The organism is Actinomycetospora sp. C-140, from assembly GCF_054796175.1.
Map to the genome: position 1 here is coordinate 241,458 of NZ_JBTWNF010000001.1, position 15,732 is coordinate 257,189.

At 73.9% G+C, this 15,732-nt stretch carries 12 protein-coding genes; 7 read left to right on the forward strand and 5 right to left on the reverse strand.

What is annotated here, in order from left to right; all coding sequences use genetic code 11:
• Positions 1 to 58: 58 nt before the first annotated feature.
• Positions 59 to 1,768, forward strand: coding sequence for a DHA2 family efflux MFS transporter permease subunit (locus ACR9E3_RS01150; protein ID WP_460377792.1), 1,710 nt, complete (start codon positions 59 to 61; stop codon positions 1,766 to 1,768).
• Positions 1,769 to 1,772: 4 nt separating this feature from the next.
• On the opposite strand, the gene ACR9E3_RS01155 is transcribed toward ACR9E3_RS01150, so the two are convergent.
• Together ACR9E3_RS01155 and ACR9E3_RS01160 are read right to left on the reverse strand one after the other, a co-directional pair.
• Entirely contained in the window at positions 1,773 to 2,555 is a 783-nt protein-coding gene (locus tag ACR9E3_RS01155; protein ID WP_460377793.1) for an efflux RND transporter periplasmic adaptor subunit, read from the reverse strand.
• The gene (locus ACR9E3_RS01160) at positions 2,552 to 3,883 is read right to left on the reverse strand and encodes an efflux RND transporter periplasmic adaptor subunit (RefSeq protein WP_460377794.1); all 1,332 of its coding nucleotides are present in this window, start codon (positions 3,881 to 3,883) and stop codon (positions 2,552 to 2,554) included. Before ACR9E3_RS01160 ends, ACR9E3_RS01155 begins: the two co-directional genes overlap by 4 nt.
• Positions 3,884 to 3,893: 10 nt before the next feature.
• Between ACR9E3_RS01160 and ACR9E3_RS01165 the strand changes: the two genes are divergently transcribed.
• Positions 3,894 to 4,208, forward strand: coding sequence for a hypothetical protein (locus tag ACR9E3_RS01165; RefSeq protein WP_460377795.1), 315 nt, complete (start codon positions 3,894 to 3,896; stop codon positions 4,206 to 4,208).
• Between the two features lie 190 nt (positions 4,209 to 4,398).
• Here ACR9E3_RS01165 and ACR9E3_RS01170 read toward each other — a convergent pair whose 3' ends face one another.
• On the reverse strand, positions 4,399 to 5,421 hold the full coding sequence (locus ACR9E3_RS01170) for a class I fructose-bisphosphate aldolase (RefSeq protein WP_460377796.1): 1,023 nt from the start codon (positions 5,419 to 5,421) through the stop codon (positions 4,399 to 4,401).
• Positions 5,422 to 5,542: 121 nt separating this feature from the next.
• On the opposite strand from ACR9E3_RS01170, the gene ACR9E3_RS01175 reads away from it, so the two are divergent.
• Complete coding sequence (locus tag ACR9E3_RS01175) at positions 5,543 to 6,370, forward strand: siderophore-interacting protein (RefSeq protein WP_460377797.1); 828 nt, start codon at positions 5,543 to 5,545, stop codon at positions 6,368 to 6,370.
• Between the two features lie 81 nt (positions 6,371 to 6,451).
• Here ACR9E3_RS01175 and ACR9E3_RS01180 read toward each other — a convergent pair whose 3' ends face one another.
• A complete protein-coding gene (locus ACR9E3_RS01180) occupies positions 6,452 to 9,283 on the reverse strand; it encodes an aconitate hydratase (protein ID WP_460377798.1) in 2,832 nt (943 codons plus the stop codon).
• A gap of 445 nt (positions 9,284 to 9,728) precedes the next feature.
• On the opposite strand from ACR9E3_RS01180, the gene ACR9E3_RS01185 reads away from it, so the two are divergent.
• From ACR9E3_RS01185 to ACR9E3_RS01200, 4 genes are all read left to right on the forward strand, one after another.
• Complete coding sequence (locus ACR9E3_RS01185; RefSeq protein ID WP_460377799.1) at positions 9,729 to 11,147, forward strand: NlpC/P60 family protein; 1,419 nt, start codon at positions 9,729 to 9,731, stop codon at positions 11,145 to 11,147.
• A gap of 136 nt (positions 11,148 to 11,283) precedes the next feature.
• Positions 11,284 to 12,402: an AAA family ATPase gene (locus ACR9E3_RS01190; RefSeq protein WP_460377800.1), complete on the forward strand. Its 1,119-nt coding sequence runs from the start codon at positions 11,284 to 11,286 to the stop codon at positions 12,400 to 12,402.
• A gap of 10 nt (positions 12,403 to 12,412) precedes the next feature.
• Positions 12,413 to 13,513, forward strand: coding sequence for a DUF58 domain-containing protein (locus ACR9E3_RS01195; protein WP_460377801.1), 1,101 nt, complete (start codon positions 12,413 to 12,415; stop codon positions 13,511 to 13,513).
• A 3-nt stretch (positions 13,514 to 13,516) separates the two neighbouring features.
• The gene (locus ACR9E3_RS01200) at positions 13,517 to 14,488 is read left to right on the forward strand and encodes a VWA domain-containing protein (protein ID WP_460377802.1); all 972 of its coding nucleotides are present in this window, start codon (positions 13,517 to 13,519) and stop codon (positions 14,486 to 14,488) included.
• A gap of 9 nt (positions 14,489 to 14,497) precedes the next feature.
• Here the strand turns inward: ACR9E3_RS01200 and ACR9E3_RS01205 are convergent, their stop codons facing one another.
• The gene (locus ACR9E3_RS01205) at positions 14,498 to 15,613 is read right to left on the reverse strand and encodes an alpha/beta hydrolase fold domain-containing protein (RefSeq protein WP_460377803.1); all 1,116 of its coding nucleotides are present in this window, start codon (positions 15,611 to 15,613) and stop codon (positions 14,498 to 14,500) included.
• Positions 15,614 to 15,732: the final 119 nt, after the last annotated feature.

Here is a 15,732-nt window from a genome sequence, read left to right on the forward strand (position 1 = left end):
TGATCGCGCCACACGGCCGGGGGGGCGTGGCGGCACGCCCCGCTCGCAGGAGGGCCACGTGACGGCCAGGCCCGGGACGCAGGAGTCGCCCGCGACCCCGTTCGACCCGCCGGAGGAGTCGGACGGGCACGTCTACGGCAACGGGAACGGCAACGGGCACCGCAGCGGCTCGATGGTCACTGCGACGGCGCCGGCCGAGCCGGCGTCCGCTCCACCGGCGGCGCCGACCCCGGCCCCGCCGGAGCCCGCCGCGGCGCCGTCGCCCGCCGGTTCGACGAACTGGGTCGTGGCGCTGCTGGTGCTCGTCGCCGGCATGTTCATGTCGGTGCTGGACATCAGCATCGTCAACGTCGCGATCCCGGTGATGCAGAACGACTTCGGCGTCACCACCGAGGACATCTCGTGGATCTCGACGGCCTACTCGCTGGCCGAGGGCGTCATCGTCCCGGCCAGCGCCTGGCTGGGCCTGCGGCTCGGGCTGGGCCGCGCCTACATCGTCGCGATGGTCGGCTTCGCGATCGGGTCGGTGCTGTGCGGGCTCGCCTGGGACCTCAACTCGATGATCGCGTTCCGGATCCTCCAGGCGATCCCGGGCGGCGTCATCCCCGTCGTGGCGCTGACGATGCTCTACAAGATCGTGCCGAAGGACCGTCTCGGGGCGGCGATGGGCATGTACGGCCTCGGCATCGTCTTCGCCCCGGCGATCGGCCCGACGCTGGGCGGCTACCTCGTCGAGTACGTCGACTGGCGGCTGATCTTCTTCATCAACGTCCCGATCGGTGTCGTCGGCACGGTCGCGGCGATGATCTGGCTGCCGAACTTCGGACCCGCGAAGGCGCAGCGCTTCGACGTGTGGGGTTTCGTCACCATCGCCTCGGGCCTGTTCGCGCTGCTGCTCGGGCTGCACGAGGGCGAGGACTGGGGCTGGACGTCCTACCCCGTGATGATCCTGCTGACCTACGGCGTGCTGGCCATGGCCGCGTTCGTCGTGATCGAGCTCGAGGTCGAGAGACCGCTGCTCGACGTGCGGGTGTTCGCCACGTGGGCGTTCTCGAACTCCCTGATCCTCATCGCGGTGATCTCGGCGGGCCTGTTCGGCGTGCTGTTCTACATCCCGCAGTCGCTGCAGCAGAACCAGGGCCTCGGCGCCTTCGAGACGGGCCTGCTGCTGCTGCCGCAGGCGCTGGTGATGGCCGTGATCATGCCGCTGGCCGGGCAGATCTACGACCGGATCGGCGCCCGGTGGCCGGCCGTGGCGGGTCTCGTCATCACCGCGTACGGCACCTGGCTGCTGCGCGACCTCACGATCGACACGTCCCACACCGAGCTCGCCTGGATCCTCGCGTTCCGGGCGGCGGGCATCGGGCTGGCCATGATGCCGATCATGACCGGCGGCCTGTCGTCGCTGCCCGCGAACCGGATCGACGGCGCCAGCGCGTTCAACACCGTGGTGCAGCGCTCGTCGTCGGCGATCGGGCTGGCCGCCATGACCGCCCTCATGACCGGTGTGCAGTCCCAGGGCTACGCCGACCGCGCCGGCCTGCTGCCGACGGACTCGGCGGGGTCGGCGGCCGCGTCCGGGTCCTCGACGAGCTCGATGCTCGACCAGTACCAGATGTACAGCCAGCTCCAGACCCGCGTGTTCGACACGTCGTTCGGCGACCTCATGCTCGTCACCACGGCACTGACCGCGGCTGCCGTGCTCCTCGCCCTGCTGCTGCCGAGTGGGCGCCCGGCGCCGAGCGACGGCCCGCGGGTGATGGAGTAGCCGCTCAGCCGTTCTTGTGGATGTTGACCTCGACGTTCATCCCGGGGATGAGCTCCAGGCCCTGGAGGTCGTCGATCGCGATCTTCACGGGGATGACCTGGGTGACTTTCTGGAAGTTGCCCGAGCTGTTCGACTGCGGCAGCGGGGAGAACACGCCCGCGGCGCCGCCCTGGACCTCGCGGACCGAGCCGGTGAACGTCCGGTCGCCGTAGGCGTCGACGGTGAAGTCGACGGTCTGTCCGGGACGCACGTCGTTGATGTCGGTCTCGTCGATCCGGGCGGTGACGTAGACGTTCCCCGGGTCGTAGGCGATCGCCAGCTGCTGGCCGGCGGTGACGTAGGCGCCCTCGGTGGTGTCGCTGGTCGCGACGGTGCCGGCCGCGGGCGCGCGGATGGGGCGCTGGGGCCGCACGTACCCGCCGTCGATCTCCACCCGCCCCACGACCTGCTCCGGGCGGAGCACGGCGCCCTGGGTGCCGGTCCAACCGATGAGCGTGCCGCTGGTCGGCGCCACGATCGGGATCTGGGTCCCGTCGACCTGCGCGTTGTCGGTCGAGACGTACTGGCGCGCGTCGAGGAAGTAGCTCAGCGTGAAGCCGATCGCGGCGAGCACCGCGATCAGCAGGATGACCGCGAGCGCGATGCGGGTCCGCCGGCTCATCGGGCGGCGGCCGCTCTCCGCGCTCCCGCTCTCCTCGGCGCCCTCGGGCGCCTGCTGCGTGGCGACGGGGCCGGTGTCGGCGCCGTGGGTCTCGGGGCGGTCGGTGCCGCCGGGGCCGGCGCTCACCGGCGCGCCGTCAGCAGGACCTGCTGACCCTCGACGAGACCGCTGCGGACCTCGGTGCGGTCGGCACCCACGAGGCCGGGCACGAAGGGCATGGGCACCTGCGTTCCGTCGGACTGCACGACGACCACGGAGGTGCGGTCGCCCTGCCTGATGATGGCCGAGTTCGGGACGCTCAGCGCGTTCGTCCCCTCGCCCGTGATCACGGACGTCTGCGCGGTCTGGCCGTCCTTGAGCCGCGGGTCGGGCCGCGCCACGGCCACCGTCACGTAGTAGTTGATGACGTTCGCGATGTCGGTCGAGGCCGGCGACACCGCCAGCACGGTGCCGTCGATCGTCACGTCCGGCAGGGCGTCGAGGGTGACGTGGGCGGGCTGGCCCGGGCGCAGCGCGGCGGCGTCGATCTCCTGGAACGGCGCGACCACGGAGAAGCCCGAGGTGCTCTGCAGCATGATCAGTTCCTGGCCGCCGGGCCGGCTGGGGGAGGCCCCGCCGCCCGCGCCGGCCGATGCCGCGGCCGCGCCAGCTCCCGCGGCCGCCGCGCCCGGGATGGCCGCCGTGCCGCCGGGCGCCTGCGGCGTCAGTCCGGAGCTCGGCTGGGTGTACTCGCCGACGGCACCGTTGATCGCGGTCACGACACCGTCGACGGGCGCGGTCAGCGTCGTGTTGTCGAGCGCGCGCTGGGCGTTCTCCACCCCGACCCGCGCCCCGTCGACCTGCGCCTGCGCGCCGTCGAGCTGGTGGGGCCGGTCGGCGCGCGTCGCGTCGAGCTGGTTCTGGACCTGGACGAGACCGTTGCGGGCCTGCGCGATCTGGACCTGCCCGGCGGCCTCGTCGAGGTTCTTCTTGCTCCGGGCCTGCTGGACCTGGCCCTCGGCCTGCGCGGCGGCCTGCTGCGACTGCGCGGCCTGGCTCTGCGCGCCGGGGAGGAGGATGCAGGAGGTGTTGGTTGGCTGACCCGGGCTCAAGAATGTTGGCCCATAAGAGCGCCCCGCGTCCTGCATCGTGCATTGCTGATTCAGCGCCGCGAAGTTGGCCTGCGCGGCCGCGGCGCCGTCGCGCGCCTGCCGCGCCGCCGCTTCCGCCGCGTGGATGGCGTCGTCGTCGGCGTCGAGGGTCGCGTCGACCTGGTCCTCGGTGGCCTTCACGATCCGCCGGGCCGAGGCCACGGAGTTCCCCGCGCCGTCGACGGCGGTGTTGTCGAGCGCCTGCTCGTACGCCGCTTCCTGGCCGTCGAGGGCGGCCTGGGCCTGGGCGAGCTGCTGGCGGGCGTTGAAGTCGTCGATCTTCGCGAGCACCTGGCCCGGCCGGACCTCGTCACCGACCGACACGTTCAGCTCCGTGAGCTGGCCCCCCGAGCCGAAGCCGAGGTTGTTGGTCGCCGTCGCGGAGACCGAGCCCTGCGCCGACACACCCGTCTCGACCGCCGCCCGCGACACCGGGACCGTGCGCGGAGGTGGCGATCCGCCGCTGCTGCACCCCGCCGCCGCCACCATCAGCGTGATCATTGCCATGGCCCCGACGGCCTTCCGGGGGGAGCGGAAGATCATGCTCGGGCCAACGACCTTCAAGCAGCTGAGTGACGATTCATCGGTCGCCCGTGCGGCTCATGTCACACCGTCGATCGGCGGAGTCTTCGTCACCCGTCCGCATTAGCACGCCCGGTGACCACCCCATCGAATACCGAGCGACGGGCACCCTCGCTCGGCATGTCCGAGCGAGGGTGCCCTCCGCTCAGAGCCGCGCGGCCCCTCCTCCTGCGCGAGTGGCACGTGCCGCAGCCCGCCAGCGCTGTCGATCGTGCGCACGGTGCCTCTCGCGGGGCGGGACCGGCGGGGTCCGGCGCTCAGGAGGCGGCGCGCTCCGCGTCGCGGCTCCACGCGCCGCGGTTGGCGGCGCCGGTGACGCGCAGGCGCTCGGCGAAGGCGTCCTGGGCCGCCGCGACATTCCCGTCGGCCCCCGCCCACACCGACATCGGGCGGCTCTGCAGCGCGCGGGCGTAGGAGAAGCTCACGGTCCACGGCTGGGGACCGCGGCGGGCGATGGCATCGAGGTTCGCGTTCGCCTGCTCGTCGGCCTGGCCGCCCGAGAGGAACACGATCCCGGGGACGGCCGCCGGGACGGTGCGCCGCAGCACGGCGAGGGTGCGGTCGGCGACCTCGTCGGGGCCGGCCTGGTCGGGGCCGGCGTAGCCCGAGACCACCATGTTGGTCTTCACCAGCACCCCCTCGAGCGCCACCCGCTGGCGCCGCAGCGCCTCGACGGTCGCGGCGAGCACCTGCTCGGTGACCTCGGCGGAGCGGTCGATCCCGTGGTCCCCGTCCATGATCGACTCGGGTTCGACGATCGGCACGAGGCCGGCCTCCTGGGCCAGGGCGGCGTAGCGCGCCTGGCCCTCGGCGTTGAGCGCGATCGCCGTCTCGGTCGGCAGGGTGTCCGACACGGTGATCACCGAGCGCCACTTGGCGAAGCGGAGACCGAGGTCGGCGTACTCGGCGAAGCGCTCGCGCAGCCCGTCGAGGCCTTCGGTGACCTTCTCGCCCGGGAAGCCCGCCAGGTCCTTCGCGCCGGCGTCGACCTTGATCCCGGGCAGGATGCCGCGACGGTGCAGCAGCGCGACCATCCCGGTGCCGTCGAGCGCGTCCTGGCGGACGGTCTCGTCGTAGAGGATCACGCCGCCGAGGTGCTGCTCGACGTCCTTGGTGGTGAACAGCAGGTCGCGGAAGCGCCGGCGGGTCTCCTCGGTGGACTCCACGCCGACGGCCTCGAGCCGCTTGGTGATCGTCCCGGTGCTCTCGTCGGCGGCCAGGATGCCCTTGCCGTCGGCGAGGATCTCGCGCGCCGTCTGCTGGAGCGCAGGTGTCGTCATCGTCGTCTCCTTCCCTCCGCGCGCGGGGGGTTGACGGTGCGGGCGCCGGTCATGCGGGGTGCCCGACCGTCCCGTGTCCGAGTTAGGGTCGCCTCACTCGATCACGGCGGAAGGGGAGCGGGTGACGACGGCGTCGACACGTCCGGAGGTCCGGGTCCGGCGGGCGGTCGTCCGCGCCGTGGGACGCCCCACGCCGCGGGTGGTCCGGGTGACGCTCGCCGGACCGGAGCTCGCCGACCTGCCGGTGGTGGCCCCGGACGGCTACCTCAAGCTCTTCTTCCCGCGGCACGGCGAGACGGTGCCGCAGGTACCGGCGCTCGACGACGGCGACGTGACCTCCTGGTTCCGCCGCTACCTCGCGATGCCCGACGACGTCCGCCCGCCGATGCGGACGTTCACGCTGCGCCGCCGGCGGGAGGACCCGGTGGAGATCGACGTCGACTTCGTCCTCCACGACGAGGGCCCCGCCCGCGACTGGGCGCTGCGCGCCACCCCCGGCGAGCACCTCGCGTTCACCGGCCCCTACGGGCTCTACGCGCCGCGCGAGGACCACGACGCGGTGGTGCTGGCCGGGGACGAGACGGCGGTTCCGGCGATCGGCGCGATCGTCGAGGGCCTGCCGCCGGGCCGGCGGGCGACGGTGCTGGCGAGCGTCCGGGACGTCACCGAGCAGCAGGTGTGGGCGACCGACGGGGACGTCACCACGTACTGGACGACGCCCGAGCGGCTCACCGAGCGCCTGCGCGACCTCGACCTCCCCGGCGCGCGCCCCTACGTCTGGCTCGCGGGCGAGGCCTCGGAGGTGAAGGCGATGCGCCGGCACGTCGTCCGCGAACGCGGCGTCGACAAGGCCGACGTCTGCTTCACCGGCTACTGGCGGCGCGGGCGCACCGAGGAGCAGGAGGTGCGCGCCGCCATGGACGGCACCGCGGACCCCGCCGACGACTGAGGCTCGCCCGTCCGGAGGCTCGCGGAGCCCCGGATGCGCACCCCCCGGAACGCAGCGTTCGCTCCGAAACCCGGCGAGCTCTCAGCCCAGCATCTTGCGCAGGACGTAGGGCAGGATGCCGCCGTTGAGGTAGTACTGCGCCTCGCCCGGGGTGTCGATGCGCAGGCGCGCGTCGAACTCGGTCGCGTTCCCGCCGTCCGACGGGGTCGCCGTGACGTGCACCGTGTCCGGCACCTCGCCGTCGTTCAGCGCCGTGACCCCGCTGATCGCGAAGGTCTCGGTGCCCGTCAGGCCGAGCGAGTCCGCGTCCTGGCCCTCGGGGAACTGCAGCGGCAGTACGCCCATCCCGACCAGGTTCGAGCGGTGGATGCGCTCGTAGGACTCGGCGATGACGGCGCGGACGCCGAGCAGCGTCGTGCCCTTGGCCGCCCAGTCGCGCGACGAGCCCGAGCCGTACTCCTTGCCCGCGAGGACGACGAGCGGGGTGCCCTCGGCGGCGTAGTTCTGCGCCGCGTCGTAGACCGCGACCTGCTTGCCGCCCTGGGTGAAGTCGGCGGTGTTGCCGCCCTGGTCGAGCGCGCCGCCGTCGCCGGTCGGCAGCAGGTTGCGCAGCCGGATGTTCGCGAACGTGCCGCGGATCATGACCTCGTGGTTGCCGCGCCGCGAGCCGTAGGAGTTGAAGTCCTTGCGCTCGACGCCGTTCTCCTTGAGGTACCGGCCGGCCGGCGAGTCCTCCTTGATCGCCCCGGCGGGGGAGATGTGGTCGGTCGTGACGGAGTCGCCGAGCTTCAGCAGCACCCGCGCGCCCGACAGGTCCGACACCGACGACGGCTCCCGGGACATGCCCTCGAAGTACGGGGGCTTCCGCACGTAGGTCGAGGTCTCGTCCCACGTGAACGTCTCGCCCTCGGGGGTGGGCAGCGAGGTCCACCGCTCGTCGCCGGCGAAGACGTCGGCGTAGCCCTGGGTGAACTGCTCGGGCGAGAGCGCCGAGGTGATCGTCTCCTGGATCTCCTGCGGCGACGGCCAGATGTCCTCGAGCGTCACCGGGTTGCCCTGCGGGTCGTGCCCGAGGGGCTCGGTGGCGAGGTCGAGGTCCATCGTGCCGGCCAGCGCGTAGGCGACGACCAGCGGCGGGCTCGCCAGGTAGTTCATCTTGACGTCGGGGTTGATGCGGCCCTCGAAGTTGCGATTGCCGGAGAGCACCGCGGTGACGGCGAGGTCCTCGTCGTTCACGGCCTTCGAGATCTCCTCGGGCAGCGGGCCCGAGTTGCCGATGCACGTGGTGCAGCCGTAGCCGACGAGGTTGAAGCCGAGCTTCTCGAGGTAGGGCAGCAGGCCCGAACGCTCGTAGTAGTCCATGACGACCTTGGACCCGGGGGCCAGCGAGGTCTTCACCCACGGCCGGCGCGCGAGGCCCTTGTCGACCGCGTTCCGGGCGAGCAGCGCCGCGCCGATCATGACCGACGGGTTCGAGGTGTTGGTGCACGAGGTGATGGCCGCGATCGTCACCGCACCGTGGTCGAGCTCGAGCTCGGTGCCGTCCTCGAGGGTCACCGGCGTCGGGTGCGACGGACGCCCGCTCGGGTCGGCCGGCTGCTTGTGCACGACCGGCCGGTCGAACTCCTCGTTCTGCGTCTCGGCCGGCGGGTCGGAGGCCGGGAAGGACTCGACGTCGGACTCCTCGGAGCCCGCCTTCGGGTCGCCCCCGTCGTCCACGTAGTCCGGCAGCGACTGGCGGAACGACTCCTTGGCCGCGTCGAGACGGATCCGGTCCTGCGGGCGCTTCGGCCCGGCGATCGACGGCACGACCGTTGACAGGTCCAGCGACAGCGTCTCCGAGTAGTCCGGCTCCGCGGAGGGGTCGTGCCAGAGGCCCTGCTCCTTGGCGTACGCCTCGACGAGCGCGACCTGCTCGTCGTCGCGGCCGGTGAAGCGCAGGTAGGTCAGCGTCTCGTCGTCGATCGGGAACATCGCCGCGGTGGAGCCGAACTCCGGGCTCATGTTGCCGATGGTGGCGCGGTTGGCCAGCGGCACCGCGCCGACGCCCTCGCCGTAGAACTCGACGAACTTCCCGACGACGCCGTGCTCGCGCAGCATCTCGGTGATCGTCAGCACGAGGTCGGTGGCCGTCGCGCCCGCGGGCAGCTCGCCGGAGAGCTGGAAGCCCACCACCTTGGGGATGAGCATCGAGACGGGCTGGCCGAGCATGGCCGCCTCGGCCTCGATGCCGCCGACGCCCCAGCCGAGCACGCCGAGGCCGTTGACCATCGTGGTGTGCGAGTCGGTGCCGACCAGCGTGTCGGGGTAGGCCTGGCCGTTCCGGGTCATCACGACGCGCGCGAGGTGCTCGATGTTGACCTGGTGCACGATGCCGGTGCCCGGGGGGACGACCTTGAACTCGTCGAACGCGGTCTGGCCCCAGCGCAGGAACTTGTAGCGCTCCTCGTTGCGCTGGTACTCCAGCTCGACGTTGCGCTCGAACGCGTCGGGCGTGCCGAACAGGTCGGCGACGACCGAGTGGTCGATCACGAGCTCGGCGGGCGCCAGCGGGTTGACGTTCTGCGCGTCGCCGCCCAGCTCGGTGACGGCCTCGCGCATCGTGGCGAGGTCGACGATGCAGGGGACGCCGGTGAAGTCCTGCATGACGACGCGGCCGGGCACGTACTGGATCTCGGTATCCGGCTCGGCGGTCGGGTCCCACTCCGCGAGCGCGCGGATCGACTTCTCGGTGGTGACGAGTCCGTCCTCGGTGCGCAGGAGGTTCTCCAGCAGCACCTTGAGGCTGAACGGCAGACGCTGCGAGCCCTCGACCGCCGACAGGCGGAAGATCTCGTAGGACTGCCCGCCGACCTCGAGGGTGCCCTTCGCACCGAACGAATCAGCGGATTGGTCTGGCGAGCTCTCGGACACGTTCCTCCTCGTTCCTCGCGGGCGCGGCCCGTGGTGGTCGGCCGCGACCCGGGGTCGCTGCGGTTCCCGGCGGCGTCGCCGGGACGGTCCGGCCCGGTGCCCGCTGTCGTGCGGGTCCGGACGGCCTGTCCTCCGGTGGTGGTCCGGTCGGCACAGCTCGTGCCGCCCGACGCCGGAGACGACGCTCGACCCGGGGGTCGGGCGGGAGTCTCGCGCACCCTGGCGGGTACCGCACTCCCGCCCTCACCAGCCTACGGCGGACACCCCGGCCAGGTGCCCCGTGACGGGCCCCGCCAACGGTCCTCACCCCACCCGGCCGGGCGATTCGTGCCACACCGGCGCGTGTCGCAGCCGGGTGACGGCGCCCGTGGCGGCCAGGCTGCCCACCGCCCGACACCGACGGCACCCGTTCCTGTGGTCCCAGCCGGCGCGAGGAGGACGAGGCGTGCGCACCTCCGGGACCGTCGCCACCGCGGTCCTGGTCGCGACCCTCGTCCTCGCCCCGGCCGCGGCGGCCGGACCGGCCGTGCCCGGCCCGAGCCCCACGCCGCCCCCGACGACGAGCGGCACGCCGCCGCCGACCGACGACCCCGCGGGCGAGGCGGGCTCGCTGGTCGCGCAGATCGCGACGGCACGTACGGACCTCGACCGGCTCACCGCCGACCTGAACCACCGCCAGGAGCTCGCGAACCGCGCCCTCGCCGACGACACCGCGGCGCGTTCCCGCGCCGACGAGGCCCGCCGAGCCGCCGAGCAGAGCCGGCACGACGCCGACGCGGCGGCCGCGGCCGCCGAACGCGCCCGGGCCGACGTCGACCGCTGGGTCACGGCCTGGTTCCAGCAGGCGGACGTGCTCGGCCCGCTCTCGGTGCTCTCCGGCTCGACCGGGCCCGAGGACGTCGCCGCGCGCGCCCACCTGCGCGACGTCGTCACCGACGACCAGCGCGCCGCGCTCGACGGCGCCGAGCGCACCCGCATCGAGGCGGCGAACGCCGACTCCCGAGCCCGGGCCGCCCGGATCGAGGCCGACGCCGCCGCGGCGCGCGCGGCGCAGGCGCGCACCGCCGCGGACACCGAGGTCGCCCGGGTGCGCACCGACACCGACGCCCAGCAGGCCCGCGTCCGCGACCTGATCGCCCGGCGCGACGCGGCGGCGGCCCGGCTGCGCACGCTCGAGGACGCCGACCCGGCCCTGGCCGCCCAGCAGAGCCGGGCCGAGGCCTTCGACGACGCGGCGACCCGCCGGGACGGCGCGCGCGACGCCCGGGTCCGCGACGCCGCCGCGAGCGGGCTCGCCGCCCGCTCCTCCCGGGCCGCGGCCGACCCGGGTGACTCGGGCGGCTCGGGGGACTCGGGAGACGGCGGCGACCAGGGCGAGGACCCGCTCGCGGCCGCCGGGGTCGACACGAACGGGATGTCCGACGGGGTGAAGACGGTGCTGGAGCGCGCGCTCTCACAGCTCGGCGTCGTCTACGCCTGGGGCGGCGGCGACACCGCGGGCCCCACGAAGGGCATCCACGACGGCGGCGTGGCCGACGAGAACGGCGACTTCGACAAGACCGGCTTCGACTGCTCCGGGCTGATGATCTACGCGTTCGCCGCCGCCGGGAAGGACCTCCCGCACTACAGCGGCTACCAGGCCGAGGCGGGTCAGCGGGTGCCGCTCGAGGAGCGCAAGCCCGGGGATCTCCTCTTCTGGGCCGAGGACGACGGCGCGGGCCCCGTGCACCACGTCGCGCTCTACCTCGGCAGCGTCGACGGACAGGACCAGATGGTGGAGGCACCGGAATCGGGCAAGAACGTCCGCATCGCCCCCGTGCGCTTCACCGACGAGCTCGTCCCGACCGTGACGAGGCTCGTCTGACGGGCGGGATGGCGGGTGTTCACGGCGCCCTCACCGGTCGCCGGGTTGCCTGGTGGACCGGCAGGTACCGTGCCGCCCCGGGACGCCCACGGCCGGTGCCGGCCGCGGGACAGCGAGAGGTCGGGGAGGGACGCGGGTGAGCGAGCCGGCGAGCGAGGCGGAGCGCGGCGGGGCTCGACCCTCCGAGGCGGAGACGACGGCGACGCAGCGCACCGAGAAGACGCAGGGCCAGGGCCCCGCGACGCCTGCGCACGACGCCGAGCAGCTCGAGCGCACGGTGCTCGAGGTCAAGCGGGTGATCGTCGGCCAGGACCGGCTGGTCGAGCGCATGCTCGTCGGCCTGCTGGCGCGCGGCCACCTGCTGCTCGAGGGCGTGCCGGGCGTCGCCAAGACCCTCGCGGTCGAGACGTTCGCGCGCGTGGTGGGCGGGTCGTTCGCCCGCATCCAGTTCACGCCCGACCTCGTGCCCGCCGACATCCTCGGCACGCGCATCTACCGCCAGGGCCGCGAGGAGTTCGACATCGAGCTGGGCCCGGTGGTGTCGAACTTCGTGCTCGCCGACGAGATCAACCGCGCGCCCGCCAAGGTGCAGTCGGCGATGCTCGAGGTGATGGCCGAGCGGCACGTGTCCATCGGCGGCGAGACGACACCGATGCCCGACCCGTTCCTCGTGCTGGCCACGCAGAACCCCATCGAGAACGAGGGCGTCTACCCGCTGCCCGAGGCGCAGCGCGACCGGTTCCTCTTCAAGATCCTCGTCGAGTACCCGACGGCCGACGAGGAGCGCGAGATCGTCTACCGGATGGGCGTCAGCCCGCCGCAGCCGCACCGGGTGCTCGACCCCGCCGAGCTGCGCCGGCTGCAGGACGTCGCGTCGCAGGTGTTCGTGCACCACGCGCTCGTCGACTACGTGGTCCGCCTCGTGATCGCGACCCGCTCGCCCGCGGAGCACGGAATGACCGACGTGGGCGGCTGGGTCGCGTACGGCGCCTCGCCGCGCGCCTCGCTGGGCATCATCGCGGGCGCCCGGGCGCTGGCGCTCGTCCGCGGGCGGGACTACGTGCTGCCCCAGGACGTCGTCGACATCGCGCCGGACGTGCTGCGCCACCGCCTCGTGCTGTCCTACGACGCGCTCGCCGACGGCGTCCCGATCGACCACGTCGTCACCCGCGTCCTGCAGACCGTCCCGCTGCCCCAGGTGTCGGCCCGTCCCGTGGGGATGGGTCCGGCGCCGATGCCCGCGGCGGGCCGGTGACACCACGCCAGTGACACAGCCGGACGACACCCCGGCGGCGCGGGTCCCCGAGACCGGGCCGCTCCCGCCGGGCGCGCCACCGGCGACGACGCCGGACGGCGACCCCCGCCCGGCGTGGGCGCCGCCGCCGACCTCGCCGGTCCCCACGGGTCCCGAGGAGGTCGCGGGGGAGCGCACCCACGCCCGGCTCCAGGCCTCCCTGCGGACCCTGGAGCTCTCGGTGCGCCGTCGCCTCGACGGCCTGCTGCAGGGCAACCACCTCGGCCTCGTCCCCGGCCCGGGCACCGAGCCGGGGGAGCCGCGCCCTTATCAGCCCGGCGACGACGTGCGCCGCATGGACTGGGCGGTCACGGCGCGCACCACCGAGCCCCACATCCGCGAGACGATCGCCGACCGCGAGCTCGAGACCCAGCTCGTCGTCGACCTCTCGCCGAGCCTCGACTTCGGCACGGCCGCCTGCGAGAAGCGGGACCTCGCGGTCGCCGCCTGCGCCGCGGTGGTGCACCTGACCCGCGGCGGCGGCAACCGGGTCGGCGCCGTCGTCGCCACCGGCGCCCGCACCGACCGCCTGCCCGCGCGCGGCGGGGAGACCGCGGCGCGCGAGTTGCTGCGCCGGATCGCGGCGACCCCGCCGGCGCCCGAGGGCACGCGGGGCGACCTGGCGGCCGCGCTCGAGGCCCTGCGCCGGCCGCCGCGGCGCCGCGGGCTCGTGGTCGTCGTGTCGGACTTCCTCGGCGACGTCGACTGGGAGCGCGCGCTGCGGGCGCTGCGGGCGCGCCACGAGCTGCTGGCGATCGAGGTCGTCGACCCCCGCGACGAGGAGCTGCCCGACGTCGGCACGGTCGTGCTCGCCGATCCCGAGTCGGGGCACCGCCGCGAGATCACGACGACCCCGACCCTGCGCCGGCGCTTCGCCGCCGAGGCCGCCGCCCACCGCGAGCGGGTCGCGACGGCGCTGCGCGGGGCCGGTGCCGGGCACCTCGTGCTGCGCACCGACCGCGACTGGATCGCCGACGTCGTCCGCTTCGCCGTGGCGCGCAAGCGCGGGTGGTCCGGCGGCGCGACGACCGGGCGGGTCCCGGCCGCGGCCGACCCGGTACGGGGGCGGTGAGCCGTGTTCGCGCACCCCTGGTGGTTCCTGCTGCTGCTGGTCGTCGCCGCGCTCGCGGTCGGCTACTGGTGGATCAACCGCCGCCGCCAGCGCTACACGATGCGCTTCACCAACCTGGCGCTGCTCGAGCGCATCGCGCCGCGCGGGCCCGGCCGGTGGCGCCACGTGCCGATGGCGCTCATCCTCGTCGCTCTGGTGATCATGACGATCGCCCTGGCCGGCCCGCAGGGCACCGCGCAGGTCCCGCGCAACCGGGCGACCGTGATGCTCACGATCGACGTGTCGCTCTCGATGCGCGCCACCGACGTCGAGCCGTCGCGCCTCCAGGTCGCCCAGACGGCCGCCTCCGCCTTCGCCGACCAGCTGCCGGCCGGGATCAACCTCGGCCTGTCCTCGTTCGCCGCGACGCCGAGCACCCTGGTCACGCCGACCACCGACCGGCAGGCGGTGAAGAACGCGATCGGCAGCCTGCAGCTCGCCGAGTCCACGGGCACCGGCGACGCGATCCGGGCGAGCCTCGCCGCGATCCGCGCGTTCGGCAGCCAGATCCGCGGCCCCGAGGGCCCGCCGCCGGCCCGCATCATCCTGCTCTCCGACGGCAAGCAGACCACCCCGACCACCGACCCGGCCGACGACCGCGGCGCCTTCCCGGCCGCCCAGGAGGCCCGGGCGGCCGGCGTCCCGATCTCGGCGATCTCGTTCGGCACCGAGTACGGCGAGATCGAGATCGACGGCCGGCCGGTGTCGGTCGCCGTCGCCGACGACCAGATGCGCGAGATCGCCGCGCTCTCCGGCGGCGACTTCCGCCGGGCGTCCACCGAGCTGGACCTGCGCGAGACCTACGCGAACCTCGCCGAGCAGGTCGGCTACGAGGAGCGCACCGTGGACCTCTCCGGCCGGTGGTTCCTCGCGGCCACCATCCTGGTGCTCCTCGGCGCCGCCGCGGCGATCGTGACGGGCCAGCGCCTGCCGTAGTCGTCCTGCCTAGTCGTGCACCACGTCCAGCCGGTCGACGAAGGCCCGGATGTCGGCGATCGCGGCGCGGTGCTCGGCGGGCAGCGCCTGCCGGAAGATCATCTCGGCGCCGTGGACGATGCCGAGGTTGACGCGGCCCTCCACCGGCACGCCGGCCCGGAGGAGCTTGCGGTAGTAGGCGAGGCCCTCGTCGCGCAGCGGGTCGAGCTCGTTGACCGAGATGACGTGCGGCGGCAGGCCCGCGAGGTCCTCGTCGGTCGCGAAGTAGGGCCACGCCAGCGGGTCCTCGGTGTGCCGGCCGTGCGGGTCGTACTGGGCGACGAGCAGGTCCATGAGCGCGCAGTTGATGAAGTAGCCGTCGTTCTCGATCATCGACGGGAGCTCGCGGAGCTTGCGGGCGCGGTCCCAGGCGTACCCGCCGCTGACGTAGGGCACCGAGGCGTACACGCCGTCGATCGCGTCGAGGTCGCCGGAGCGCTTGGCCCGCAGGGTCGTGGCGAGCACCAGGTTCGCGCCGCCGGACTCGCCCTGCAGCACGATGCGGGTCAGGCCCAGCTCGCCGCGCTGGTCGTCGAGCCACCGCAGTACCGCGGCGCAGTCGTCCAGGCCTGCGGGGAAGGGGTGCGGGCCGAGCTCGGTCCACGCGTTGCGGAAACCGACCCGTGCCGCGACGACCCCGGTGAGGGCGAGCTCGCGGCACCAGCGGTCGTGCACGCGGGTCTCGGCGTCGAGGATCACCATCCCGCCGCCGTGGATGTAGGCGACGCACGGCAGCGGCCCGGTGACGCCGGCGGGCCGGTAGAGGACCACGGGCACGAGGTGGCCGTCGGGGGACGCCACCGACGTCTCGGTGACCTCGACGGCGTCGTCGGGGGCGTCGCCGGGCAGGTCCAGGGGCACGTTCGCGTAGATCGCGCTGAACCCGTCGTGGAGCGCGCCGACGGCCTCGCTGACCGCGGCGGGACCGTCGGCCCGGGTGACGGGAGGCGGCGCCGCCGGCCCGTCCAGCCCGAACGCGGCGAGGGCCGCGACGAGGTCCGGCTTCGCCCGCGGGTCGGTACGCAGGTCGAGCGACGGGTCGCCGAGGCGGCCGGGAAGGGTGGGCTGGGCGTCGGTCGCGGTCATGGGTCCTCCGGGCGGGCGGCGGTGTCGGCACGCGGTGGGCGCTGTGATCGACTCTATGGCGTGGGCCACACCCCGCAAGGCGCCGTTCGGCGGTGCTACCAGCGGGTTCGGTGGGCTCC